The 21,125-nt window shown below is 65.2% G+C and carries 23 protein-coding genes; 3 read left to right on the top strand and 20 right to left on the bottom strand.

The annotated features are described in order from the left end of the window. Window positions 1-4: 4 nt before the first annotated feature. The 5 genes from ACLI1P_RS03630 to ACLI1P_RS03610 are packed head-to-tail and all read right to left on the bottom strand — an operon-like array spanning window position 5 to window position 2,010. Window positions 5-619 (bottom strand): hypothetical protein, encoded by a 615-nt coding sequence (locus tag ACLI1P_RS03630; RefSeq protein ID WP_411709437.1) that lies wholly within the window; start codon window positions 617-619, stop codon window positions 5-7. A gap of 54 nt (window positions 620-673) precedes the next feature. Beyond that, window positions 674-811 carry a hypothetical protein gene (locus ACLI1P_RS03625; RefSeq protein WP_411709436.1) on the bottom strand — a complete coding sequence of 46 codons (138 nt, stop codon included), beginning with the start codon at window positions 809-811 and terminating at the stop codon, window positions 674-676. Window positions 812-814: 3 nt separating this feature from the next. After that, complete coding sequence (locus ACLI1P_RS03620) at window positions 815-1,030, bottom strand: hypothetical protein (protein WP_411709435.1); 216 nt, start codon at window positions 1,028-1,030, stop codon at window positions 815-817. A gap of 50 nt (window positions 1,031-1,080) precedes the next feature. After that, window positions 1,081-1,590: a DUF6912 family protein gene (locus ACLI1P_RS03615; protein WP_411709690.1), complete on the bottom strand. Its 510-nt coding sequence runs from the start codon at window positions 1,588-1,590 to the stop codon at window positions 1,081-1,083. A 9-nt stretch (window positions 1,591-1,599) separates the two neighbouring features. After that, window positions 1,600-2,010, bottom strand: coding sequence for an HAD-IA family hydrolase (locus ACLI1P_RS03610; protein ID WP_411709434.1), 411 nt, complete (start codon window positions 2,008-2,010; stop codon window positions 1,600-1,602). 185 nt (window positions 2,011-2,195) lie between these two features. On the opposite strand from ACLI1P_RS03610, the gene ACLI1P_RS03605 reads away from it, so the two are divergent. Continuing rightward, a complete protein-coding gene (locus tag ACLI1P_RS03605) occupies window positions 2,196-2,630 on the top strand; it encodes a hypothetical protein (protein WP_411709433.1) in 435 nt (144 codons plus the stop codon). Here ACLI1P_RS03605 and ACLI1P_RS03600 read toward each other — a convergent pair. From ACLI1P_RS03600 to ACLI1P_RS03560, 9 genes are all read right to left on the bottom strand, one after another. Then, complete coding sequence (locus tag ACLI1P_RS03600) at window positions 2,627-3,007, bottom strand: hypothetical protein (protein ID WP_411709432.1); 381 nt, start codon at window positions 3,005-3,007, stop codon at window positions 2,627-2,629. The genes ACLI1P_RS03605 and ACLI1P_RS03600 overlap by 4 nt on opposite strands. 150 nt (window positions 3,008-3,157) lie before the next feature. Continuing rightward, window positions 3,158-5,719 carry a preprotein translocase subunit SecA gene (secA, locus tag ACLI1P_RS03595; protein ID WP_411709431.1) on the bottom strand — a complete coding sequence of 854 codons (2,562 nt, stop codon included), beginning with the start codon at window positions 5,717-5,719 and terminating at the stop codon, window positions 3,158-3,160. 441 nt (window positions 5,720-6,160) lie between these two features. Further along, a complete protein-coding gene (gene hpf / locus ACLI1P_RS03590; protein ID WP_296132851.1) occupies window positions 6,161-6,814 on the bottom strand; it encodes a ribosome hibernation-promoting factor, HPF/YfiA family in 654 nt (217 codons plus the stop codon). Between the two features lie 147 nt (window positions 6,815-6,961). After that, on the bottom strand, window positions 6,962-7,642 hold the full coding sequence (locus ACLI1P_RS03585) for a ComF family protein (RefSeq protein WP_411709430.1): 681 nt from the start codon (window positions 7,640-7,642) through the stop codon (window positions 6,962-6,964). Window positions 7,643-7,661: 19 nt separating this feature from the next. After that, the gene (gene lpqB / locus ACLI1P_RS03580; protein ID WP_411709429.1) at window positions 7,662-9,398 is read right to left on the bottom strand and encodes an MtrAB system accessory lipoprotein LpqB; all 1,737 of its coding nucleotides are present in this window, start codon (window positions 9,396-9,398) and stop codon (window positions 7,662-7,664) included. Next, window positions 9,395-11,167 carry an MtrAB system histidine kinase MtrB gene (gene mtrB, locus ACLI1P_RS03575; protein ID WP_411709689.1) on the bottom strand — a complete coding sequence of 591 codons (1,773 nt, stop codon included), beginning with the start codon at window positions 11,165-11,167 and terminating at the stop codon, window positions 9,395-9,397. Before mtrB ends, lpqB begins: the two co-directional genes overlap by 4 nt. 69 nt (window positions 11,168-11,236) lie before the next feature. Next, complete coding sequence (mtrA, locus tag ACLI1P_RS03570; protein ID WP_296132848.1) at window positions 11,237-11,923, bottom strand: MtrAB system response regulator MtrA; 687 nt, start codon at window positions 11,921-11,923, stop codon at window positions 11,237-11,239. Between the two features lie 12 nt (window positions 11,924-11,935). Further along, complete coding sequence (locus ACLI1P_RS03565) at window positions 11,936-12,571, bottom strand: dTMP kinase (protein ID WP_411709428.1); 636 nt, start codon at window positions 12,569-12,571, stop codon at window positions 11,936-11,938. 135 nt (window positions 12,572-12,706) lie between these two features. Beyond that, window positions 12,707-13,057: a DUF4259 domain-containing protein gene (locus ACLI1P_RS03560; protein ID WP_411709427.1), complete on the bottom strand. Its 351-nt coding sequence runs from the start codon at window positions 13,055-13,057 to the stop codon at window positions 12,707-12,709. A 304-nt stretch (window positions 13,058-13,361) separates the two neighbouring features. Between ACLI1P_RS03560 and ACLI1P_RS03555 the strand changes: the two genes are divergently transcribed. After that, on the top strand, window positions 13,362-14,300 hold the full coding sequence (locus ACLI1P_RS03555; protein ID WP_411709426.1) for a hypothetical protein: 939 nt from the start codon (window positions 13,362-13,364) through the stop codon (window positions 14,298-14,300). 84 nt (window positions 14,301-14,384) lie between these two features. Here the strand turns inward: ACLI1P_RS03555 and manA are convergent, their stop codons facing one another. Together manA and ACLI1P_RS03545 are read right to left on the bottom strand one after the other, a co-directional pair. After that, window positions 14,385-15,614, bottom strand: coding sequence for a mannose-6-phosphate isomerase, class I (gene manA / locus ACLI1P_RS03550; protein WP_411709425.1), 1,230 nt, complete (start codon window positions 15,612-15,614; stop codon window positions 14,385-14,387). A 9-nt stretch (window positions 15,615-15,623) separates the two neighbouring features. After that, window positions 15,624-16,577 carry an exopolyphosphatase gene (locus ACLI1P_RS03545; protein WP_411709424.1) on the bottom strand — a complete coding sequence of 318 codons (954 nt, stop codon included), beginning with the start codon at window positions 16,575-16,577 and terminating at the stop codon, window positions 15,624-15,626. A 29-nt stretch (window positions 16,578-16,606) separates the two neighbouring features. On the opposite strand from ACLI1P_RS03545, the gene cobA reads away from it, so the two are divergent. Further along, a complete protein-coding gene (cobA, locus tag ACLI1P_RS03540; protein ID WP_296132837.1) occupies window positions 16,607-17,335 on the top strand; it encodes a uroporphyrinogen-III C-methyltransferase in 729 nt (242 codons plus the stop codon). On the opposite strand, the gene ACLI1P_RS03535 is transcribed toward cobA, so the two are convergent. From ACLI1P_RS03535 to ACLI1P_RS03520, 4 genes are read right to left on the bottom strand one after another with little or no spacing between them, the layout of a single operon-like run. Continuing rightward, window positions 17,332-18,363: a sulfite exporter TauE/SafE family protein gene (locus tag ACLI1P_RS03535; protein WP_411709423.1), complete on the bottom strand. Its 1,032-nt coding sequence runs from the start codon at window positions 18,361-18,363 to the stop codon at window positions 17,332-17,334. The two genes, cobA and ACLI1P_RS03535, sit on opposite strands and share 4 nt — an antisense overlap. Beyond that, window positions 18,356-19,066 carry a sirohydrochlorin chelatase gene (locus tag ACLI1P_RS03530; RefSeq protein ID WP_411709422.1) on the bottom strand — a complete coding sequence of 237 codons (711 nt, stop codon included), beginning with the start codon at window positions 19,064-19,066 and terminating at the stop codon, window positions 18,356-18,358. Before ACLI1P_RS03530 ends, ACLI1P_RS03535 begins: the two co-directional genes overlap by 8 nt. Window positions 19,067-19,090: 24 nt before the next feature. Next, window positions 19,091-19,369, bottom strand: a complete 279-nt coding sequence (locus tag ACLI1P_RS03525; RefSeq protein ID WP_408930208.1) for a hypothetical protein — start codon at window positions 19,367-19,369, stop codon at window positions 19,091-19,093. Then, a complete protein-coding gene (locus tag ACLI1P_RS03520) occupies window positions 19,366-21,036 on the bottom strand; it encodes a nitrite/sulfite reductase (protein ID WP_411709421.1) in 1,671 nt (556 codons plus the stop codon). Before ACLI1P_RS03520 ends, ACLI1P_RS03525 begins: the two co-directional genes overlap by 4 nt. Window positions 21,037-21,125 lie beyond the last annotated feature (89 nt).

The following is a 21,125-nucleotide window of genomic DNA, read 5'->3' as shown; positions in this document are numbered from 1 at the left end:
GGACTTAGTAGTTCGGGAGCATGGCTGCAATCTCCGGCGGCAGGATGTTCTTCAACTGCGGGACGGCCACACGGAAGGCGAACATGAGGATGCTCAGCGCAGCGGTGGTGCCGAGGATGATGGCGCCGCCCTTATCGATGTTGCCGAGGGTGTTATCCCGATCGTCATCCTTGTCGGTGCCGTACTTTTCCTTCTTCGCGCAGGCGTTGAGGGCCTTGACGTAGTCCGGCGCGATCTTGCGGAAGGTCTCTGCCACCGCGATGTTGTTCTTGGCGCGCTTTACCTCATCTTCATCGTTGCTCAGCTCCGCGGTGGCCTCGTAGCTGGGGATCTCGCGGTACAGCTCGTCGGCCTGGTCCTCCACGGCGCGGGCGCGGGAAGCTGCATCCTTGAGCCAGATCTTGTAGTCGTCCTTCAGCAGAGAGGAGTCTACGTCGTTGGCCTTGCCCTCAGCCTTGGACAGGTCCCCCGCCTCATCGTCGCTGAGGCGGATCGTGCACTTGTTGTCCTTCAGCGTGGTGGTCACCGCCCCGGCGGTCGGAGCAACAACGCCGCCGGCAACGAGCGTTGCGGTTAGGGTCGTGGTGGCGAGCACGCGGTGGAGACGGGTGAAGGACATGATAGAGAGCCTTTCGGTGAAGCGGGAGAATTTACTTCAGCAGACTATCAAGTTTTAGCCGAGTGTGGGCAGGTACTTTCCAAACTCCTTGTAGGCGGCCATGCCCACGCTAATGATGCCGAACAGGACGGCAAAGATAACACCCGCAGGTCCGTTGGATGAGCCCTCCAGGATGCGCAGCCACGGCGTCATCGGCTACTCAGCAATCTTCGGGTCCGGCGCGGTGAGCGTGCCGCCGTTGGCCTGCTCTCCGTCGGTCGTGCCAGCAGCGCTAGCAGCTACCGGTGCCTGTGCCCCGCTGGGTTCTTCGGCACCAGCAGTCGGCGCTACGCACGCGCCCGCGCCTAGGGCTACAGCCGCGGCGGCGGCCACGAAACGCGTCTTCATCGACGAGGTCATAAGGTTACGCATGAGAATGGATTCTCCTTTGGATAAAAGAACGTGGGGATTGGGCTCTGTGATTAGAGCAGTTCCACGAGGAAGGGAAGCTCCGTCGGGTCATAGAAGGCCATGAAGTTATCCAGCGCGTCGCCCACGGCCAGCTCCGCGTCCTCGTCGCCCAAATCGGCCGTATCGATGGCTTCAATGGCCTTCGCGGTGGCCGCTTCTGATTCCTCGATGTCGACGTGGATGCACTGCAGGTTGTCCTTCGTGATGACCGCTGGGGCCAGCTTCACCACGGGCTCGCCCATATCGGGCTGGGGCGTCACCACGGATTCATCAACGTTGACGGAGATGACCACTCGGCGGTGCGGGAACTTCTCTTCATCACCAATGGCGAGCAAGCGCAGAGAGGCCATGGAGGCCTCCAAAAATGCGGAGTAGGCAATCTCCTCCTCATCGCCGCCCTCGGTGTAGAACTCCCGCAGCGCCGGGGTCACCATGAACCCCCAGCCCGACCGCGCGGCCAACTGGCCGGTCTGCTCGAGCTCCGCCAACATGGCAAAGGTGGCGGGCAGGTAGACACGCACGTCCGCCACTTAGAACTCACCCTCAATATCGAAGACCGCCTGGACTTCCACGCTGGTGCGGTCGAAGACCGTGTAGAGCATGCCCACCATTCCGTTCTCCACCGCGGCGCGGACGTTGACGATAGAATCATCCACCATCACGCAATCATTGATCGGAAGCTCGATGGCATCCGCTGCCGCCTGGAACGCTGCGCGATCCGGCTTCTCCGCCCCCACTTCCCCGGAGAGCACAACGGCGTCAACGATGCCGCGGTACTCCCACTCACGGATGTGCTCCGCACCGGGACCGCCCGGATCGTTGGACAGGATTGCGGTGGCCACGCCATTAGACTTGGCGGCGGCAAACAGGGCGCGCCAGCGCTTGACGTCCTCTTCGGTGCCGTCGAGCACACCCACAAAATCGACGATGAGTCCACGCATATTCTCTATCCTTGGTCCTTCGCGTTGAGCTGTGTTTATCGTCCGAAAGTATAGCGAACATCCAGTACCTATGCCGCCACCACCCACGGCACTGCCCAGCGCGCGCCACCTAGTTTGTGGGTAGAATAAGCACCGCGTCCGTCTCTTCCTCTCCGCGCCAGCCAACCGCGGAAAGGTACATCCTCGTGTACACCCCCATCCCCGGCATGAGCCACCTACAGCTCTACGTTGCCCCGCAGCGCATCCGCTACGAGCGCGAGCCGACCGCCGCCGACGTGGCCACCCGCAGCGATATTCATGGGCTCGTCCTCATCGCGCTCGAAGTAGCGGCGACGTTGCGCCCCATGCATCACTTGGATAAGAACCGCTTCGCGCCAGAGATAGTGACCCACATCAAGGCGTGGATCAAAGGCCAGCACACCAGCGGAAAGCGCGGCCGATTCTCATTAACCAGCCTGCATGCCCGAGCCAACGGCGAATACTTTGGGTCCGCCTTCATCGGCGGACAACAGCGCGCTTTTACGGGGGCGGCCACTGGGCGCTATCTACGCTCCTTCCGCCTCCTCACCGTAGGCACGCGGTTGCCGGCCGCAGCAACAAGGCCGGCAAGCAAGCTCTAGAACATCGAGCCAAGCTTGATCAGGATCGGGGTCCAATCAATGCCGGCGAAGGCGGCAGAGGCGCTCACCAGCGCCAAGCTAATTCCACCAAACATGGTGGCCTGAGTCGCGGGATTCGGCGCCTGCGCCTCCGCGGCGCTGTACTGCGCGGCATCCTCTTCTGCGGCGGTCTCGGCGCACGAGGCAACGTGGTCCTTGTCCTTCACTGCGGCAGCCGGGGCCTCCGCGTCCTGGGTGCCGTCCGCAGCATCCAAGACTGCGGAGAGCTGGCACTGCTCCTCCGGGGCGACCTGCAGAGCAGAGGCGGCTGCACCGCCGCCCAGCAGGGTGGCGGAGGCGAAGACGGACAAACCTACTCGCAGAGAGATGCGGCGCATGGTGAAGACCTCCGAAGGCACAACGGCACGAACAATTAATATCTTGCCAGTATATAGCTAAGTGCCTCCAATGGAAAGACGGTGCGGGGATTGCACCCCGCACCGTCTCTCAATGGCGCGCTAGCGCCCTGCGATGAGCTCTTTGAGGAGCTAGGCCTCGGTATTCTCTGCGGACTCGGCAGCCTTCGCCTCTTCCTGGGCCTTGAATTGCTTGCGCAGCATGAACAGCTGGCGCACAGTTTCTTCCTTCACGCCGTCGTTCATAGCGTTGAACATGTCGCCGCCCTCCTTCTGGTACTCCACCAGCGGATCGCGCTGTGCCATCGCACGCAGGCCGATGCCCTCCTTGAGGTAGTCCATCTCGTAGAGGTGCTCGCGCCACTTCTGGTCGATGACCGGCAGGATCACCATGCGCTCGGTGTTGCGCATCTGGCTCTCGCCGCCGATGGCGGTCACTGCTTCCTCCAGCTTGTCGTACTCCGCGTTGGCGTCCGCGACCAGCGCGTCACGCAGCTGCTCCGCGGAAAGCTCGCCGGCGGAACCGTACTCGGTGCCGTCCACCAGCTCTTCGTGGGACATCGTCGGGCCGTAGAGGGACTCCAGTGCATTCCACAGCTCATCCAGGTTCCAGTCCTCGACGTAGCCGGTGGCGGTAGCGCCGGACACGTAGGCCGACACGGTGTCATCGATCATCGTGCGAATGTTGTCCTTGATGTCACCGGCGTCCAGGATGTCGTGGCGGGTGGCGTAGACAACCTTGCGCTGCTCGTTGAGAACCTCGTCGTACTTGAGCACGTTCTTACGCATCTCGAAGTTCTGGTTCTCCACCTGCGCCTGCGCGCCCTTGATGGAGTTAGACACCATCTTGGCCTCGATCGGGACATCGTCCGGAACGTTAAGACGGTTCATCATGTTCTCCATGGACTGGCCCACGAAGCGCACCATGAGCTCATCGCGCATGGACAGGTAGAAGCGGGTCTCTCCCGGATCGCCCTGGCGGCCCGAACGACCACGCAGCTGGTTATCAATACGGCGCGACTCGTGGCGCTCGGTACCCAGCACGTACAGGCCACCGGCCTCACGGACCTCGTCACCGAGCTTCTTGGAGTGCTCCTTCTCCGCATCGATCTCGGCGTCCCAGGCCTCCTGGTACTTCTCTTCGTCCTCGAACGGATCGAGGCCGCGCTCACGCAGCTTCTCATCCAGGATGACCTCGGGGTTACCACCCAGCACGATATCGGTACCACGGCCGGCCATGTTGGTGGCCACGGTCACCGCACCCGGGCGGCCGGCGCGGGCGACGATCTGACCCTCTTCCTCGTGGTGCTTGGCGTTGAGCACGGAGTGCTTAACACCGCGCTTGCTCAGCAGCTGGGAGAGGTACTCCGAACGCTCGACGGAGGTGGTACCCACCAGCACCGGCTGGCCCTTCTCCACGTGCTCAACAATGTCATCGACAACGGCGGCGAACTTCGCCTCCTGGGTCTTGTAGATGCGGTCGGAGTGGTCCTCACGCTGGTTCGGCTTGTTCGTCGGAATCTGCACCACATCGAGGCCGTAGATGGAGTGCAGCTCGGCTGCCTCGGTCTCTGCGGTACCGGTCATGCCGGAAATCTTGTCGTAGAGGCGGAAGTAGTTCTGGAGGGTAACGGTGGCCAGAGTCTGGTTCTCGTTCTTGATCTCCACCTGCTCCTTGGCCTCAATGGCCTGGTGCATGCCCTCGTTGTAGCGGCGACCAGCCAGCACACGGCCGGTAAAACCGTCGACGATGAGCACCTCGCCGTTGCGGACGATGTAGTCCTTGTCGCGGGCGAACAGCTCCTTGGCCTTCAACGCGTTGTTGAGGTAGGACACCAGCTGGGAGTGCTCCGGGGCGTACAGGTTCTCAATGCCCAGCTGATCCTCGACGAACTCCACGCCGTCCTCGAGCACGCCGATGGTGCGCTTCTTGTGGTCCACCTCGTAGTGGATGCCCTCGCGCATCTTCGGGGCCAGCTGTGCGAAGACGCCGTAGAACTGGGAGGAGCCGTCCACCGGGCCGGAGATGATGAGCGGGGTACGGGCCTCATCGATAAGGATGGAGTCCACCTCATCGACGATGCAGAAGTTGTGGCCACGCTGAACGGCGTCATCGAGCGAGCGGACCATGTTGTCGCGCAGGTAGTCAAAGCCCAGCTCGTTGTTGGTGCCGTAGGTGATATCGCAGGCGTAGGCCTCTTTGCGCTCCGGCGGGCGCATTTCGGACAGGATCACGCCGACGGACAGGCCGAGCCAGCGGTGGACACGGCCCATCATCTCGGCGTCACGCTTGGCCAGGTAGTCGTTGACGGTAACGATGTGCACGCCCTTGCCCCCAAGCGCGTTGAGGTAGGCCGGCAGCAGCGAGGTCAAGGTCTTACCCTCACCGGTGCGCATCTCCGCCACGTTGCCAAAGTGAAGGGCAGCGCCGCCCATGATCTGCACCTTGTAGTGCTTCTGGTCCAGAACGCGCCAGGCCGCCTCGCGTACGGTGGCGAAGGCCTCGAGAAGGATGTCATTCATCTCGGCACCATCGGCCAGGCGCTTCTTAAACTCGTCGGTCTTGGCCTTCAGTTCATCGTCGGAAAGCGCGGCGTACTTGTCCTCGAGTGCAATAACATCATCGGCCATCTTGGCCAGGCGCTTAACGGTGCGTCCCTCACCGGCGCGGAGCAGCTTGGAAAGTCCAAACACGTCTAGATAGTCCTTCTTGTCGCGACAATATAGTTAACTCCGCGCCATTGTACTCACTGAGTTTTAAGTCTCGCTCCCCACCTCGCTCAAAAGGGCGCTCCACCCCACTTCTCCCCTACCGCACGCGCTCCCTCTACGCGTGCCACCTGCGCCTCATGTAGGCCCCATGCAAGCCCCATGTAACAGATTCTGCCCGCTGAACGAATGCCACACTGAGGGTGTTACTGAGGACGTTACTGCGCACCCACGCAGCTAACTCAGGCCCCACTTCCCCTATTTCCCCCTGTCACTCACCCCACCCCTTACCGACCTCCTGGCAGCGGCGGAGGTTTGCCTGTCCAACCGGCTCAACGGCTAAGTACTTCTCTCCCACGCGCTAGGAGCGAGCACAAAAAGAGGACCCAGCCACACGTGGCAGCGGGGTCCTATGGCTTCTAGCCTTTAGCCTTCAGCATTCTCCTCAGTCAAGGAGATGAGACCGTAGTCGTAGGCGTGGCGGCGGTAAACCACGGAGGGCTTGTTGGTTTCCTCATTGACGAAGAGGAAGAAGTCGTGACCCACCAGCTCCATCTCACTGAGTGCGTCGTCGACAGACATCGGGGTGGCCGGGTGCTCCTTGAAGCGCACGATCTGGCCGGGGCGAACGTCCTCGACGGTCTCAGCGTAGGGGTCGATGTAGCGGTCTTCCTTGGCCTGCTTGGCCTGGGCTTCAGCCTCGGCGACCATTTCCGCGGCAATCTCGCCGGTGCCCTTCTGGGCGCGGTGGCCAGACTTGACGTTTTCGCGGCGGACCTTCACCTTGCGCAGGGAGCGCTCCATCTTGCCCAGGGCGGTCTCCAGGGCAGCGTAGAAGGAATCTTCCTTCGCCTCAGCACGGGCGATGTGCCCCTTGCCGGTGGCGGTGATCTGCAGGCGCTCTGCCTCGGACTCGCGGCGCGGGTTCGGCTCGTGCTGCAGCTCCACGTGGAAGAAAGTCAGAGTCGGATCAAGGCGCTCGATCTTGGCCAACTTTTCGGAGACGCGCTCCTGGAAGTGTTCCGGAACCTCGACGTTACGGCCGGTGATGGTGACCTGAGCGTTGGTCTGCTGGGACATGGACAATGCCTCCCTGTACTCGTGGGGACTGAATGACTGCACATTCCGCGGACTTAAGAAGTTTGTGATGAAAGCTTCATGTCCGCTTCCCTGTGACACCCCTCATGCTACCACTGGTCATAACCAACCTGTCACACCGACCCCCACTTAGGCATCTGCCAGCACAATCGCGCCCGCAACGTCACCCCCGGCACCCCGCACTCGCGCCGCGCTGGCGCGCAGGGTCGCGCCGGTGGTCACGACGTCGTCGACAAGCAGCACCTGCCTCCCCCGCAGCTGTGCCGCGGCCGGGGTGAGCAACACCGCCGAGCGCATATTGTCCGCGCGCTCGTCCGCGTTGAGCCCCGACTGGTCGGCGCTGCCCTCCGCCGTGGCCAGGGCGGGTACCACCCGCCAGCCGGGCAGGCGCGCAGCCGCTGCCGCGCACATCGCTGTCACGGGGTCGCCGCCCCTTTCCCGGGCGGAGGACGCCCGCGTCGGTGCAGGCACCAGCACCGCGGTCTCCGGAATCTCCCCACGGGCACGCAGGAAGTCGATCCCCGCCGCCACTACCGCCCCCGCATGCGCGCGCACCGCGCGATTGCCGCGCTCCTTCATCGCAATGATGATCCCCCGGCGCGTGTCCGAATACGGTCCCAGCGCCCAGGCCGGGAAGCCAAGGGGACGGGGCCTGTCAATCGGATGCGGAACCCGGCGCAGCAGCTGCTGACACCGCGCGCAGAGCGCCTCACCGGCCTCTGCTTCCCCGCCGCACCCGGCGCACGGGCGCGGCAAAATGAGCTCTACCAGGGAGGCCGCCGCCTCACCTATCCCCCACCGCTGTGACATGCCCCCACTCTAGCGCTGGCTAGCGTGCCACGATGGGGGACGAGCGCACGCCCTGCAAGCCATCCACCTCGCGCCAATAGGACGACGAGGAGCCGCCGGCCGGCAGCTGCAAGAGGGCGTGGGAGTCCGTGACGTAAAGCGTCGACGGCGAGGCCGCCACCGCCACGACCGGGGCGGTGATATTGCCCGTCGGCAGCGTCGTGGAGGAGGAGCCGTCCTGCTCAATGCGCCACACCGGGGAATTCGACGACGAGGTGCCCACCAGCAGCGATCCATCGGCCTGCCAGTCCAGGGACAGCGCGGAGCCGGTCAGTTCTGGGCCGACGCGGTGCACGTTGACGATGCGCCGCTCGCCCGACGTCGCACGCGCGACCACGCCGGTGTAGATGCTGCCGTTGATGATCATGGCTACGCGCGCACCCGTGGCGGAGAGGCGGAGGACGGAAATCTCGCCCTCGATGTCCTCCAGCTCGGACATGTCCACCTCGGAGGTGGAGAGCTCACCGGTGGCCGGCGAACGCGTCACCCGTACCACGCGGTCACCGTCGATGACGGTCCACGCCACCTGGCCGCTATTTTCAAATGTCGGCCGCGCCAGGGTCTTGCCCTTAATGGAGTTCTCCAGGTTCTGCCCCAGTTTGCCCATGGCTAGCTGCGACTCCTCCTCGGAGCGCTTGCGCACGGCGGCCACCACGCCCTCGTCGGAGACGTCCGCAGACTGAATGTCGTGAATCTGCCCGGCAGATCCGCTCACCTCGGCGCTGCCCTCGGACGAAACCTCCAGCAGCGATCCTTCGTTCACGGCGTAGAGGGTCGAGACCGTCTGGGCGGAATCCTCGGGGTTGAATTCCGCGAAGTCATCGATGGTCATCTCTTCCATGCCATCGACGAGTGGGCTGCCATCGATGGTCGCGCGCACTGAGTTCGCCGCCTCTGCGTTGTTGAGCGTCCAGACCAGCTGCGCCGCGAACTTCAGGCGATCCTCTTGGGACATGCCGGCCATGCCGCCGAATTCGTACACCCCGTCGTTGAGGCCCAGGAAGGTCGCATCCTTCGGGATCGGGCTGGACACCGCCGGCGCAATATCGGAGGACGGGCCCTGCAGCAGCAGGGTGACCAGCTCCGCGGCGATGGAGTCCTTACCGCTGTAAAGCCAGCGGCGGTCCGCCACCAGCAGGCGCTGGGTGGAGTCAAAGAAGTACAGCGACTGCGGACGGTAGCGGTTGCGCAGCTCGGTGCGCTCAATCACCGCTCCCGTAGGCAGGTCCGTGATGCGCCACTGGCCGTCGAACTGGCGCAGGCGCACCGTGGCCTCCAGGCGCGAGTTATCGGGCACGTACGCCCCACCATCGGCCAAGCGGCCAATGATGTTGCCGCGCACGGAATACTCCAGCTCGCCGTCCTCCATCTTGGAGGTCACCAGGTCCAGGGAGTCCACGACCAGCACCGTGCTGGTGGGGTCCCACGATTCCGAGATGTCCGAGGACAAAAAAGTGCGCGCCGCGGCGTAGTTGCCCACGGGGATGGCCGCGGCGGAATAGAAGTCACGAACCAGCAAGTCCGGCTCGCTGTTGGTGCGCGGTTCCACCACGGCGTCATCCGCGCGGTCGTGCGGCTCAAAGGAACCGATGACCTGCGGGTCCGTATCGTGCGGCAGGGTGGAGCAGCCCACCAGCGCGGTCAGGGAGACACAGCTGAGCACGGCCAGAGTGCCGCGGGTAGTACGCCTCAGCCGAGGGTGCACTGCTCGGGTCATCGCTGCGCCTCCTCATCGAACTCGGGGACACTGTTCTGGTTGAAGGGCGCCTCCTCGGCTACCGGGCCACGGCCCTGGCGCTCGGAGGGCCACACGATTCCGGCAGCGTCCGCGATGGCTGCCGTGCTTTCCGACGCCTCCCCGGGCTCACTCGCGGCCGGGTACGTGTCTGAGCCGTCTGCCGAGTTCGGGGCCGTCGCAGCCTCGGCGGTGCTCGTCACGGTGGCGCCGTCTTCTCCCACCGGAAGCGCTGCCTGGGAGGCGGTCTTCGGCAGTGTCGCTCCGGGCAGGACCAGGGCAATCGGCTCGGACTCCACGGTCGCACCCGGGGTGCGCGGCAGGATGAGGCGGAAGCGCGAGCCGACGCCGAACTCTCCCACCGCGTCGAGGGTGCCGCCGTGCAGGACCGCGTCTTCGCGGGCGATGGCCAGGCCCAGGCCGGTGCCGCCGGAGTGGCGCTTGCGGGAAGAATCCGCACGCCAGAAGCGGTTGAACACCAGCTCCTCCTGTCCCTCCTTGAGGCCCACGCCGGAGTCGGTGACGGCGATCCCCACGGCGTCGTCAGTCGCGGCAATGTCCACCGTCACCGGGTTTCCCTCCGAGTGGTCGATGGCGTTGGCCAGGAGGTTGCGCAGGATGCGCTCGACACGGCGGGAATCGCATTCCACGGACACGGGCTCCTCTGGGGCGTTGACGCGGATCTCCACACCGAGCTCGCCTGCCAGGTGCGCCACCTGGCTCATGGCCGAGTCGACGCACGAGCGAATGTCGATAGAGGCCGTGGACAGGTCCGCCACGCCGGCGTCGTGGCGGGAAATCTCCAGCAGGTCCGCGAGCAGCTCCTCGAAGCGGTCGAGCTCGTTGATGAGCAGCTCCGTCGAGCGCTTGGTGTAGGGGCTGAAATCGTCGGCGTCGGCCGCAATGACGTCGGCAGCCATGCGCACCGTCGTCAAAGGCGTGCGCAGCTCATGGGAAACGTCGGAGGTGAACTGGCGCTGCAAGTCGCCGTACTCCTCCAACTGGGTAATCTGCCGGGACAACGTGTCCGCCATGTCATTGAAGGAGGACGCCAGGCGGCCCATCTCGTCGTCCGAGTTGACCACCATGCGCTCGCGCAGGTGCCCGGCCGCCAGGCGCTGCGCAATGCGGGAGGCGGAGCGAATCGGGGTGATGACCTGCTGGGTGGCCAGCCAGGCAATGCCCACGAGCAGGACCACGACGACGACACCTGCAGCCGACAGGAGGCCGCGCATCAGCGCCATGGTGGATTCCTCCGACTCCATGGACATCACCAGGTACACCTGGGTATTGGGGATATCGCTCTCGATGGGCGTGCCCATCATCAGCGCGTTATACGTGGCTCCCGATTGCTGGTCCACCTGGGCGTATTGCTGCACAATCTGACCCTGGCTCACCAGCTGACGCATGCTCTCCGGGATGCGGTAGCCCTCCGGGGAGGTTGTTGCCGTGCCATCCCCGTTGTCAACGACCACCACCGGCTCATAGGCCGCCTGCGCGTCGTTTTGCTGGGCGGACATCTGCCCCAAGGCAGCGCGGGCGGAGTTGATGCGCACCTGCGTGGAGTTCGCGGTACCGGTCGCATCGATCTGCTGCTCCACGGCCACACGGGCGCGCTCCAGCTCCTGGAACGCGGCGTCCTCCTTCTGGCTCACCAGGCGCTGGGTGAGCACGGAGACCAAGGCATACGCCAAAATCAACATGACCACCGCGGAGGCCACCAGAATCATGCCAATGACGCGTGTCTGCAGGGAGGTGCGCCAGCGCTCAGCGACGGTCCCCTGTACCCGCCTTAACCATCCAAAGATAACGGCAGTCCTTTACTCGCCGACTTTTCCGGTCTTGTAGCCCACGCCGCGCACAGTCAGCACGATGTGCGGGTCTTCGGGGTCGTGCTCGATCTTGGCGCGCAGGCGCTGCACGTGCACGTTCACCAAGCGCGTATCCGACGCGTGGCGGTAGCCCCAGACGGATTCCAGTAGCGCTTCGCGCGTGTGGACCTGGCCGGGCTTGCGCGCCATCTCCAGTAGCAGGTCAAACTCCAGCGGCGTCAGCGAAATCTCCCCGCCGCCCTTGCGGGTGACGGTGTGCTCTGGGACGTCGATCAGCAGGTCGCCCACCTCGATCATCTCGCTCGACGTGGACTCCGTGCGGCGCAGGCGGGCACGGATACGAGCAATGAGCTCCTTGGGCTTGAAGGGCTTGGTGATGTAATCATCCGCGCCGGATTCCAGGCCCAGCACCACGTCCACGGTGTCCGTCTTGGCGGTGAGCATCACAATCGGCACGGAGGATTCGGTGCGGATGGCGCGGCAAATGTCCACGCCGTTCATGCCCGGGAGCATGAGGTCCAGCAGAATCAGATCCGGGTCGTGTTCACGAAAGGCAGGGATGGCCTCATTGCCATCATTGACGGCAATGGGGTCAAGGCCCTCTGCTTCCAGCACGATGGTGAGCATTTCGGCAATTGCCGGGTCATCATCCACGACCAAGATTTTCGGTGCCACGTTGCTGTTCTCCTAGTTGTTGACCTGCAGGGACCCCGCCAGGAGATCCTTGACTGATTGGATAATCATATCGGCATCGGCGGTGGCGATCCACTGCCCCGCCCACTGCTGGGCCGCCAAGCGCCGGTACGCGGCTGCCGTGCGCGCCTGCAGCCCGGCGTCGCGCTCGTAGCGGTCGCGCGTGCGGTTTTCGTTCTCGGCCGCTCGGCTCACCGCGCGCCGCCCCGCCTCCTCGACGTCCGTGTCGAGGAAAATCTGCAGCTGCGGCACCGGCAGCCCGAAGCGCCCGAACTCTAGGTCATACACCCAGTCCACCACGGACTCCTCGCCCACGCGGGCGGCGGAGTAGGCGGCATTAGAGGCCACGTATCGGTCCAAGATGAGCAGGGAGTCTTTGCTCGCCGCGGCCTCCTCCAGCTGCTGCTTGGCACCCAAACGGTCGAGGGCAAAGAGCGTAGCCATGCCGTAGGCCGAATCGGTGAGGTCCCCCATGCGCCCGTAGAGCGCCTCCTGCGCCAGTTGCGCGTGGACCGAGTCCTCGTAGCGGGGAAAGCCTAGGACCTCGACCGGGCAGTCGACTTCGCGGCGCAGGCGCTGGGTGACGGTGTTCTTTCCGGCGCCGTCGATTCCTTCAATACTGATCAGCATGCGTGTGTTTAGCCTCGTTCTGGTGGGGTTCCGCGGGGGCTTGACAGCAGCCCGGGCCGCCGAGCATACCCGTGCGTGTACTCCGCGCCCTGCGTGGGCTCCGTCGGTCTCCTTGTGGAATCCTCAGGGGCTCTTCTAGGACAGCGCCTCGATGAAGGCCTCAAGGTCGTAGTCTTCCTCCACGCTCTCCAGCAGCTCGAGCGCGTGTTCATTGAGCGTCTCACTGCCGGACCCCGCCAGGTCACGGATGAAGGGGTAGTCCTCCACCACGTCGCCGGCGCTGAACGGCGCACCGCTCCAGATGGCGGCGATGGTAGCGGCGGCAAGCGCGATGCGGCGCTCCTCGTCGCCCTGCTCCTCACCGGAAACGGCCAGCGCGCAGGCATCCTCCACGGCGGCGACGGCTTCGTCGTCCAAGTCTGCGAGTTCGTCAAGAAATTCGACGACGGCCTCGTCGCTGAAGATGTCCTCATCCCATGAGCTCATTGGTTTCTCCTTAGTTATCGGAAGTGTTGGTCCACCTGGAAAGCAAGCGCGGTATCTCAACCAATTACTACCATTCTTTACTCCTCTCCACGCGGCCCCTCCACCTCGAGCTCCCCTCAGCCCTCTGCGCAGCGCCCCGCACACGCCCTCTTAGCAGGTTCTGCCCGCACGCATAAATCTGCCAAATCCCTGTGCCCCGGCTGTGTCAACGCGAGGATTACATGGTGAACCGTAGATTTTGTTGACATTCGTGCTATCGTTGTTATCGACTTGTGACCTTTGGCCCGCAGAAAGGAGATGTGCCATGACCAGCTCTACTCGCCGCATGATGACGTTCGTGGCAGTAGGTCTCCTCTGCGCGCTGGCCCTAGGGGTCATCGTGTGGCGCATGAGCGCGCCCTCTTCTCCCGTCGTCGTGGCGGAGCAGGCCTCCACTGAGGCGAAGGATTCCTCGACCACTCGCTCGACCACGTCCTCACAGCACACCTACACCACGACGTCGACGACGCCGGAGCCTAAGACCTCCCAGAACTCCACTCTGGCGGCCGGCGGCAACGCAGGAATCGTTAACGATCCGTACCTAGCACCCAACGCGGTGTTCGACCGCACGGAGCCGGCGGAACCGACGGCCATCTACCGCCCAGATAACGTCTCCTCCCTGCAGCAGAACTGGCAGCAGGGCCAGCAAAACCAGCAGGCCCCGCAGAGTCCGACTGCTCAGCAGAACCAGCAGAATCAGCAGAACCAGCAACCCCAGCCGGGAACTCTGGGCACGACCACGCCGGCGCCGAGCACGCCGTCTGGCCCGCCGTCCACCTCCGCGCCGGCTACGCAGACTGGACCGAACGAGCCGACCGAGAGCAACAACCACAACAAGTCTGATGACTCCGCTGGAAACGTGGAGCCCTCCACCCCGGAGGGTAACTCCGCAGCGCCGGCCCCCAGCCCCCAGCAGGAGCCACAGAACGAGCCGATTGGCCCTGCCAACAACGACTCGCAGCCGAACACGCAGCCTTCTGCGCAGTCTCAACCGGCCGCGAACGCCGCCCCGCAGAGCACACCGTCCCCCGTCGCTGCACCAGCCGCCGCGGCCCTGGCTCCTGACGGGTTGCCGGAGCTTGCGCAGTTCACCGCGCCGAGCGAGGAGTCTGGGAGCGACTCCCAGGCCTCCAAGTCCAATGAGGCACCGACTCCCGAAGCACCAACTGCGGCCGCTCCCACCGGACTGGAACCTACTGAATAGCCTCACTGAATAAGCCCAAAGGGCTCCCCGTATCGTTTCTGCGGGGAGCCCTTCTCGTTTACTTTCTTCTTCGGCGCCTTCTTCTTAGACGCGCGCGATGAAGACCTGCGCGGAATCCGCGCCGGCGGCGGTGACCGTCGCTGCGGGATCGTTCGCGGGCAACCACGCCGCGTGGCCCGCGGTCAGGTCCACGGATTCGCCGGCGGAGTTGCGCAGGTTCGCTGCGCCCCCGGTGCACAGCACGATGACGGGGCCGTCGAAGTCCACGTCGAGGGACTCCTCTCCGGCGAGCTCCACGCGGTCAAGCGCGAACTCGTCGATGGGCACCGGGTAGGACCATGCCTGCGCACCGTGCGCGGCCTCCGCGGCGGATTTATCCTCCTGCGGCACGCGCGGGTCCGCGGCGGCGGAATAGGTCAGGACCTTGACCAGCTCGGGGACGTCCACGAACTTCGGGGTCAATCCGCCGCGCAGGACGTTGTCGGAGTTCGCCATGATCTCCACGCCGAGACCGGAGACGTAGGCATGCAGCTGGCCGGCGTCGAGGTAAACGGCCTCGCCCGGCTGCAGCACCACGTGGTTGAGCAGGAGTGCGCCGAGCACGCCGATGTCTCCCGGGTACTGCTCATTGAGCTTAGCCACCGTGCCCATCACGGTGCCCATCCACTCTTCGTCGGCGCCGCGCGCCTGCAGGCGTTCGCCGGCGGCCACGATGGCAGCGATGAGCTCCTTGCGCTTGGCACCGGGGATGGTGATCCAGGTGGTAAACAGCGCGCGAAGGTTGTCGCCCTCGGCCGCGGGATCGTCGGCCAGCATGCCCTCGTAGTGGTTGAGCTCCTCGCACTCCAGCGCCGCGAAGAGGCGGCGGGTCTGCTCCAGCGGGCGGAAGCCGGCCATGGCATAGAACTCTGTGAGGGCCACGATGAGCTCCGGCTTGTGGTTGTCATCCTTGTAGTTGCGGTTCGAGGCCGTCAGCTCAATCCCGGCCTCGTTCTCGCGGGCAAACCCTTCCTCCGCCTGCGCCTTGGAGGGGTGCGCCTGCAAAGACAGCGGCTCCGCAGCGGCCAGGATCTTGAGCAGGAACGGCAGGCGCGAGCCGTATTCGCCGGAAACCCGGGCACCGATCTGACCTTCCGGGTCCGCCGCGATGATGTCATCGAGGCGCGTGCCGTCCACGGTGGACGGGTCGGCGGGGTGGGCACCGAACCACAGCTCCGCCACGGGGCTGTCGGACTCCGGCTGTCCCAGCAGGGACGGGATCAACGTGCGCGAGCCCCAGGAGTAATTGCGGGTGGCACTGGCAAGCAACTGCATAGAAAACCTCTATTTCACGTCATAGGCGGTCGCGGCGTAACTCCGCGTGATGAGCTGCAGCGCGCGGGCCAGATCACCGGACTCGGGGTCGGCGCTCGCCGCAGCGAAAGAATGGGGCAAGTTCGCCTCCTCCTGTCCCCATAAAACAATTTTCAAGGGTACCAAAGGCTCCTCGGATTCGAACGGATCATAGAAGATGTCGCGGGGAGCGTTCTCCACGAGTGGACCCAGCCCCTCGGCGTCCACGACGGTTCCGCCCAGCCCATGGGCCGCCCACACCGCGCCGGCCATCCGCGCGACCAGCGCTCCCAGAGATACGCGCGTGCGCTCCTCGGAGAATAAATAGGCATCCGGCCCGCTGCTGTGCACCACGTGCCCGCCTTCGGTGAATTCGCGCAGGGCGCGTCCCGGATTCGTTGTGGAATCTCGCTGCGGGGAAAGTGCCTCGATTTCCCGGTCCACCGCGTCCGCCACGTCCTCCAGGCGGCGCGCCACCAACTCAGGGTCCTCAGAGAGCACAGCATGTACTGCGTGCAGCGCGGCGATGTCGCGCACTGGGGAGCGGCCCTGCGTGGTGGGCAAGGTGTCGATGACGAAGGTGTCCTCTGGCGGTTCCTCCACGCTCCCGACGAGGACGGTGGTGGCACCCCGGCGGTCTGCGGTGACGAGGGCGCGCTCGAGCCAGGGGCTCTCCCCGACTGCCACGACGACATCAAGTGCACCGGTGAAGCGGGGCAGGGACTCGGCGACGACCACGGGGACCTCAGCCGGCTCTGCGAGGCCCGCGGCCACGTGGGCGGCGGCCCGAGCCACTTGATCGGCGGCGAGCACGACAAGGCTGCGCGGCTGCATGCCACCCACCGCACGGGCCAGGGCTGGAACCGCCGCGGCCACGAGCCGGGCTTGGGCGCCTTCGTGTGCGGCGTCGAAGAAGCGGACGGTTTCGGGGTCGTAGGAAGTCATAGGCCCGAGCATAGCTAGGATGAATGGTCATGAGCATTCATCCGGTCATCCTCGTCGGCGGCGGCCCGGGCGCCTGGGATCTCATCACGGTGCGTGGACAGCGCGCGCTGCAGTCCGCGGAGGTCATCGTGGCGGATCACCTGGGCCCCACCGCGCAGCTGGATAAGTTGTGTGACGTTGACGCCAAGGAGCTTATCGACGTCTCCAAGATCCCCTACGGCAGGCAAGTGGCCCAGGAGCGTATCAACGAGATTCTCATCGACCATGCTCTGGCCGGGCGCCGGGTGGTGCGCCTCAAGGGCGGGGACCCGTACGTGTTCGGGCGCGGCTTTGAGGAGCTCACCGCGCTGGCTCAGGCCGGCGTGCCCGTGGAGGTCGTCCCCGGGGTGACCTCGGCGGTGGCGGTCCCGGCGCTGGCGGGCACGCCGGTTACCCACCGCGGGATGGTGCACGCCTTCACGGTGGTCTCTGGCCACCTGCCTCCCGGGCACCCCAAGTCCCTGGTGGATTGGGCAGCGCTGGCGCGCTCCGGGGCGACCCTCTCCGTCATCATGGGAGTAAAGAATGCCGGCGCCATTGCCGCGGCGCTGATCGACGCCTCCCGGGACCCCCGCACCCCCGTCCGCATCATCCAAGAAGGCTCCCTGGATGGCGAGCGCACCTTTAGCTGCGAGCTGGCCCAGCTCGGCGCCACGATGGAGGATAATGCGGTAAAGCCCCCAGCGGTCATTGTGATTGGTGACGTCGCCGGGCTCTAGCTCCGTCTGCCAGCGGTGACGGGTGCCGTCTGGTCAGCAGCGTTCGCCTCGGCAGGAGAGCTCGGCTCGGTCGAGGAGACGACTCGGCTGCCGCCGTGCTGGCCGCCGCGCTCCCGCGCGGTCCCCGGCTGTGCTTGCGCACTCCCCTCCTGCTCTTCCGAGAGCTTTTCTAAGCGCTTGCGGCGCCGCGTTGCCCACACGGTGAGGCCGACGCCCGCCACCAGCACGGCTACCTGCAGGCCCACAATCGCCGCGTGCGGCAGCAGCCAGCCCAGCGCCCGCGGCACGTTGAGCGCCACGATGGCGGTGCCCACGAACCCGCCCAACAGGGTGGGATTGATGCGGGAGATAAGCCACGCTGCCACGGGTGCGGTGATGGTGCCGCCGATGAGTAGTGCTGCTACCGCCGCCGCGTTCGCCACGATCTCGTCCCACAGGCCCACGATGAATCCTGCCGTCGCGCCGAATGTGACGAGGAACTCCGCGGTGTTGACCGTGCCGACAATGCGCCGGGGCTGCTCGCGGCCCACCGCCAGCAGCGTCGAGGTCGAAATCGGGCCCCAGCCGCCGCCACCGGAGGCATCAATGAAGCCGCCGACCATGCCCAGACCGGCGAGGAACGGGGTGGAATGCGCCCTTCGGGAAGCCGACTCAGAACGCGGGCGCAAGCGAGAAAAGCGCCACACCAGGTTCAGGCCCATGACGATGAGGATGGCAGACGTCACGGGCGCCGCGGCCTCCAGGGAGAGACTTGAGAGCACCGTCGCGCCCAGAAACGCGGAAAGCCCGCCGGGCACGCCAAGCTTGAGAACGGTGGGCCAATGCACGTTGCCAAAACGCCAGTGGCTAATGCCTGAGACCAGTGTGGTGCCCAGCTCCGAGGTGTGGACCACGGCCGAGGCCGTCGCCGGGCCTAGGCCGGCGAGCAGCAGAATCGTCGTGGAGGTTACGCCGAAGCCCATGCCAATGCCGCCGTCGACAAGCTGGGCCGCGGCACCCGCAAGGGCAATGAGGATGAGGCTACGCATGCGCCACCTCCTCGAAGCGTCGGGCCACAATTCCCGCCAGGGCCTCCCCCAGCGGGGGCAGCACCGTACGGTGCGGGCAGGAGTCATCGTCGTCAGAGGCCGTGGTGAGGCGATCCAACAACAGCCCGGGGCTGACGAACAAGGGCACGACCACCTCACGGGTAGCGCCTTCTCCGTGGGCTGCTTCGTGCGCAGTGGCAGTGTCAGTGAGGGCGGCCGGTGCTGGCTGCGTGGCGAAGGACACCTCGGCGGCGCAGCCGGTCAGCTCGCCCACGCGGCGGGCAAGTTGGGCCACGACGGCGTTGGCGCGCGCATCGGAGGAGCCGACAGAGTAGACCACGACCTTCTGTGCTCCGGCCGGGACCCGCTGCGCCAGCAGCTGGGCCATGTCCTCGCCGGTTCCCAGGCCGCGGGCGCGGTGCAGGGTAAGGCCGGACTCGGCGGCAGCGCTTTTCAGTGCGGCGGGGACATCGACGCGCTGGTGGTATCCCTCAGTGAACAACAGAGGCACGACCACGGCTTCGCGCACGCCCTGCGCGGCGAGGTCGCAGGCCGCGGCCCCCAGCGCTGGGGAGGAGAATTCTAGATGCGCGGCGGCGGCCGGAACGCCGGCTTCCTCGCCGGCGGCGCGGGTTAACGCCTCCACGCTCGCTGCCGCCTCCGGGTGGCGCGAGCCGTGCGACAGGGTAATCAGTGCGGTCATGGTGGCCTTCCTCAAATACAGTGCTTAGGCCTCGGGGGTTTCGGGGGCTTGGTGAGCCTGGGGCGCGGTGGAATGCCCGCGCCGAGCCAGGGAGCGCTTGAGCGCCTCGTTGGCGGATACCGCCGGCGCGGGGGCCACGGGGGCGTCGTCCTGGCCGTGGAAGCGCAGCGAGAAGATGCGCAGGCACTCCTGGCACTTCCAGGCAAAGTCGTCTTCCTCATCCGGGAAGAGGTCAGTGCCGGCGCAATAGGGGCAGTAGGCCGGGTGGTTGCGGTTCGGGTTGGGGGTGCGGCGGAAATTCACTGGAGATCCTCGTCGTCGGCACGCAGGACCCAGTGGCGGAACTGCTCGCCGTCCTCGCGCTGCTCCTTGTACTTGTTGACCAGGCGGATGACGTAGTCCGGAACTTCGTCAGCCACCACCTTGTGGCCGCGCAGCTTCCGGCCCCAGTCCGGAGAGAGGCCGAGCGCGCCGCCGAGGTGCACCTGGAAGCCTTCCACGCGGTTGCCGTCGGCGTCGGTGACGATCTGGCCCTTGAGTCCGATATCGGAGACCTGCGAGCGCGCGCAGGCGTTGGGGCAGCCGTTGAGCGCGATGGAGATCGGGACATCGAGGTCACCCAAGGTGTCCTCCAGGATGTCGACGAGCTCGATGGCACGGGCTTTGGTGGTCACGTGCGCCAGCTTGCAGAACTCCAGGCCGGTGCAGGAAATGACGCCGCGGCGGAACTCGGAAGGCTGGGAATACAGGCCGGTCTCATCCAGCGCGCGGGAGAGCGCCGGAATGTCCTCTTCCTCCACGTCAAGGAAGAGCAGCTCCTTCATCGGGGTGGTGCGGATGCGAGTGATGCCGAACTTCTCGGCCACGTCGGCGATGGCAATGAGCTGCTCGCCGGTGGCATGGCCCACGGTGGGCTTGACGCCGACGTAAAACTTGCCGTCCTGCTGGCGGTGCACGCCCAGGTGATCGCGGGTACCGGGGGCGACGGGGAGCGGGGTGCCGTCGAGAAGCGGCTCCTCCAGGTATTCCTCCTCCAGAGCCTTTCGGAACTTCTCAATGCCCCACTGCGCCACCAGGAACTTCAGGCGGGCGCGGTTGCGGTTGCGGCGGAAGCCGTAATCGCGGAAGATGCGGGCCACGCCGGCCCAGACCTCCGGGACGCGCTCAAGCGGGATCCAGGCTCCCAGGGACTGCGAGAGCATTGGGTTGGTGGACAGGCCGCCGCCCACGAAGCAGTCAAAACCCGGGCCGTACTCAGGGTGCTCGGCGCCGACGAAGGCGATGTCCTGAATCTCGTGCGTGACGTCCTGGCGGGCATTGCCGGAAATGGCGGTCTTGAACTTGCGCGGGAGGTTGTGGAACTCCTCGCGCGGAAGATAGTTGTTCTTGATCTCCTCGATGGCCGGGGTGGCGTCAATGATCTCATCGGCAGCCACGCCCGCCACGGGGGAACCAAGAATGACGCGGGGAACGTCGCCGCAGCCCAGCAGGGTATCCAGGCCAACGGAGCGCAGCTTCTCCCAGATGGCGGGGACGTTCTCAATTTCGATCCAGTGCAGCTGGATGTTCTGGCGGTCGGTGAAGTCCGCGGTAGAGCGGGCATAATCCCGGGAAATCTCCCCCACCGCGCGCAGCTTCGCCGGATCGGCGCGGCCGCCGTCGAAGCGCACGCGCATCATGAAGTACTCATCCTGCAGCTCAGCGTTGGTGAGCTTGGAGGTCATCTCCCCGCCCAGGTTCTGGTTGCGCTGGGTGTACAGTCCCAGCCACTTAAAGCGCGGGGCCAGGTCTTCTGCGGGGATGGAGGAAAATCCCTCCTTGGAGTAGATGTCGATCACGCGCTGGCGCACGGCGAGGGCCTCGTCCGCCTGCTTGATCTCCTCGTCAGCGTTGAGCGGTGTGGTGCCGTCGATCTTCCACTGGCCTTCCGGCTTCTTCGCGCGCAGCTTTCGCTGTGTGGCGGTGGTCATAGTCTGCTGCCTTTCGTTGGATACTGAAAACCTACCGGTCTAGACGAAACAGACAAAGCAGTCTTTTTTATTTGCAGTGGAATATGCAA

It is taken from the genome of Corynebacterium tardum, assembly GCF_046717785.1.
GTDB lineage: Bacteria > Actinomycetota > Actinomycetes > Mycobacteriales > Mycobacteriaceae > Corynebacterium.
This window is presented reverse-complemented; position numbering and strand designations above follow the sequence as displayed.

Bases quoted from the DNA above. Each gene is read 5' to 3' on its own strand.
- hpf (WP_296132851.1), bottom strand. From the start codon at position 6,814: ATGTCCCAGCAGACCAACGCTCAGGTCACCATCACCGGCCGTAACGTC.
- ACLI1P_RS03620 (WP_411709435.1), bottom strand. From the start codon at position 1,030: ATGCGTAACCTTATGACCTCGTCGATGAAGACGCGTTTCGTGGCCGCC.
- ACLI1P_RS03600 (WP_411709432.1), bottom strand. From the start codon at position 3,007: ATGCGCCGCATCTCTCTGCGAGTAGGTTTGTCCGTCTTCGCCTCCGCC.
- ACLI1P_RS03630 (WP_411709437.1), bottom strand. From the start codon at position 619: ATGTCCTTCACCCGTCTCCACCGCGTGCTCGCCACCACGACCCTAACC.
- cobA (WP_296132837.1), top strand. From the start codon at position 16,607: ATGAGCATTCATCCGGTCATCCTCGTCGGCGGCGGCCCGGGCGCCTGG.
- ACLI1P_RS03520 (WP_411709421.1), bottom strand. From the start codon at position 21,036: ATGACCACCGCCACACAGCGAAAGCTGCGCGCGAAGAAGCCGGAAGGC.
- ACLI1P_RS03585 (WP_411709430.1), bottom strand. From the start codon at position 7,642: ATGTCACAGCGGTGGGGGATAGGTGAGGCGGCGGCCTCCCTGGTAGAG.
- ACLI1P_RS03565 (WP_411709428.1), bottom strand. From the start codon at position 12,571: ATGCTGATCAGTATTGAAGGAATCGACGGCGCCGGAAAGAACACCGTC.
- ACLI1P_RS03545 (WP_411709424.1), bottom strand. From the start codon at position 16,577: ATGACTTCCTACGACCCCGAAACCGTCCGCTTCTTCGACGCCGCACAC.
- ACLI1P_RS03535 (WP_411709423.1), bottom strand. From the start codon at position 18,363: ATGCGTAGCCTCATCCTCATTGCCCTTGCGGGTGCCGCGGCCCAGCTT.
- ACLI1P_RS03560 (WP_411709427.1), bottom strand. From the start codon at position 13,057: ATGAGCTCATGGGATGAGGACATCTTCAGCGACGAGGCCGTCGTCGAA.
- ACLI1P_RS03530 (WP_411709422.1), bottom strand. From the start codon at position 19,066: ATGACCGCACTGATTACCCTGTCGCACGGCTCGCGCCACCCGGAGGCG.
- lpqB (WP_411709429.1), bottom strand. From the start codon at position 9,398: ATGACCCGAGCAGTGCACCCTCGGCTGAGGCGTACTACCCGCGGCACT.
- manA (WP_411709425.1), bottom strand. From the start codon at position 15,614: ATGCAGTTGCTTGCCAGTGCCACCCGCAATTACTCCTGGGGCTCGCGC.
- ACLI1P_RS03625 (WP_411709436.1), bottom strand. From the start codon at position 811: ATGACGCCGTGGCTGCGCATCCTGGAGGGCTCATCCAACGGACCTGCG.
- ACLI1P_RS03610 (WP_411709434.1), bottom strand. From the start codon at position 2,010: ATGCGTGGACTCATCGTCGATTTTGTGGGTGTGCTCGACGGCACCGAA.
- ACLI1P_RS03555 (WP_411709426.1), top strand. From the start codon at position 13,362: ATGACCAGCTCTACTCGCCGCATGATGACGTTCGTGGCAGTAGGTCTC.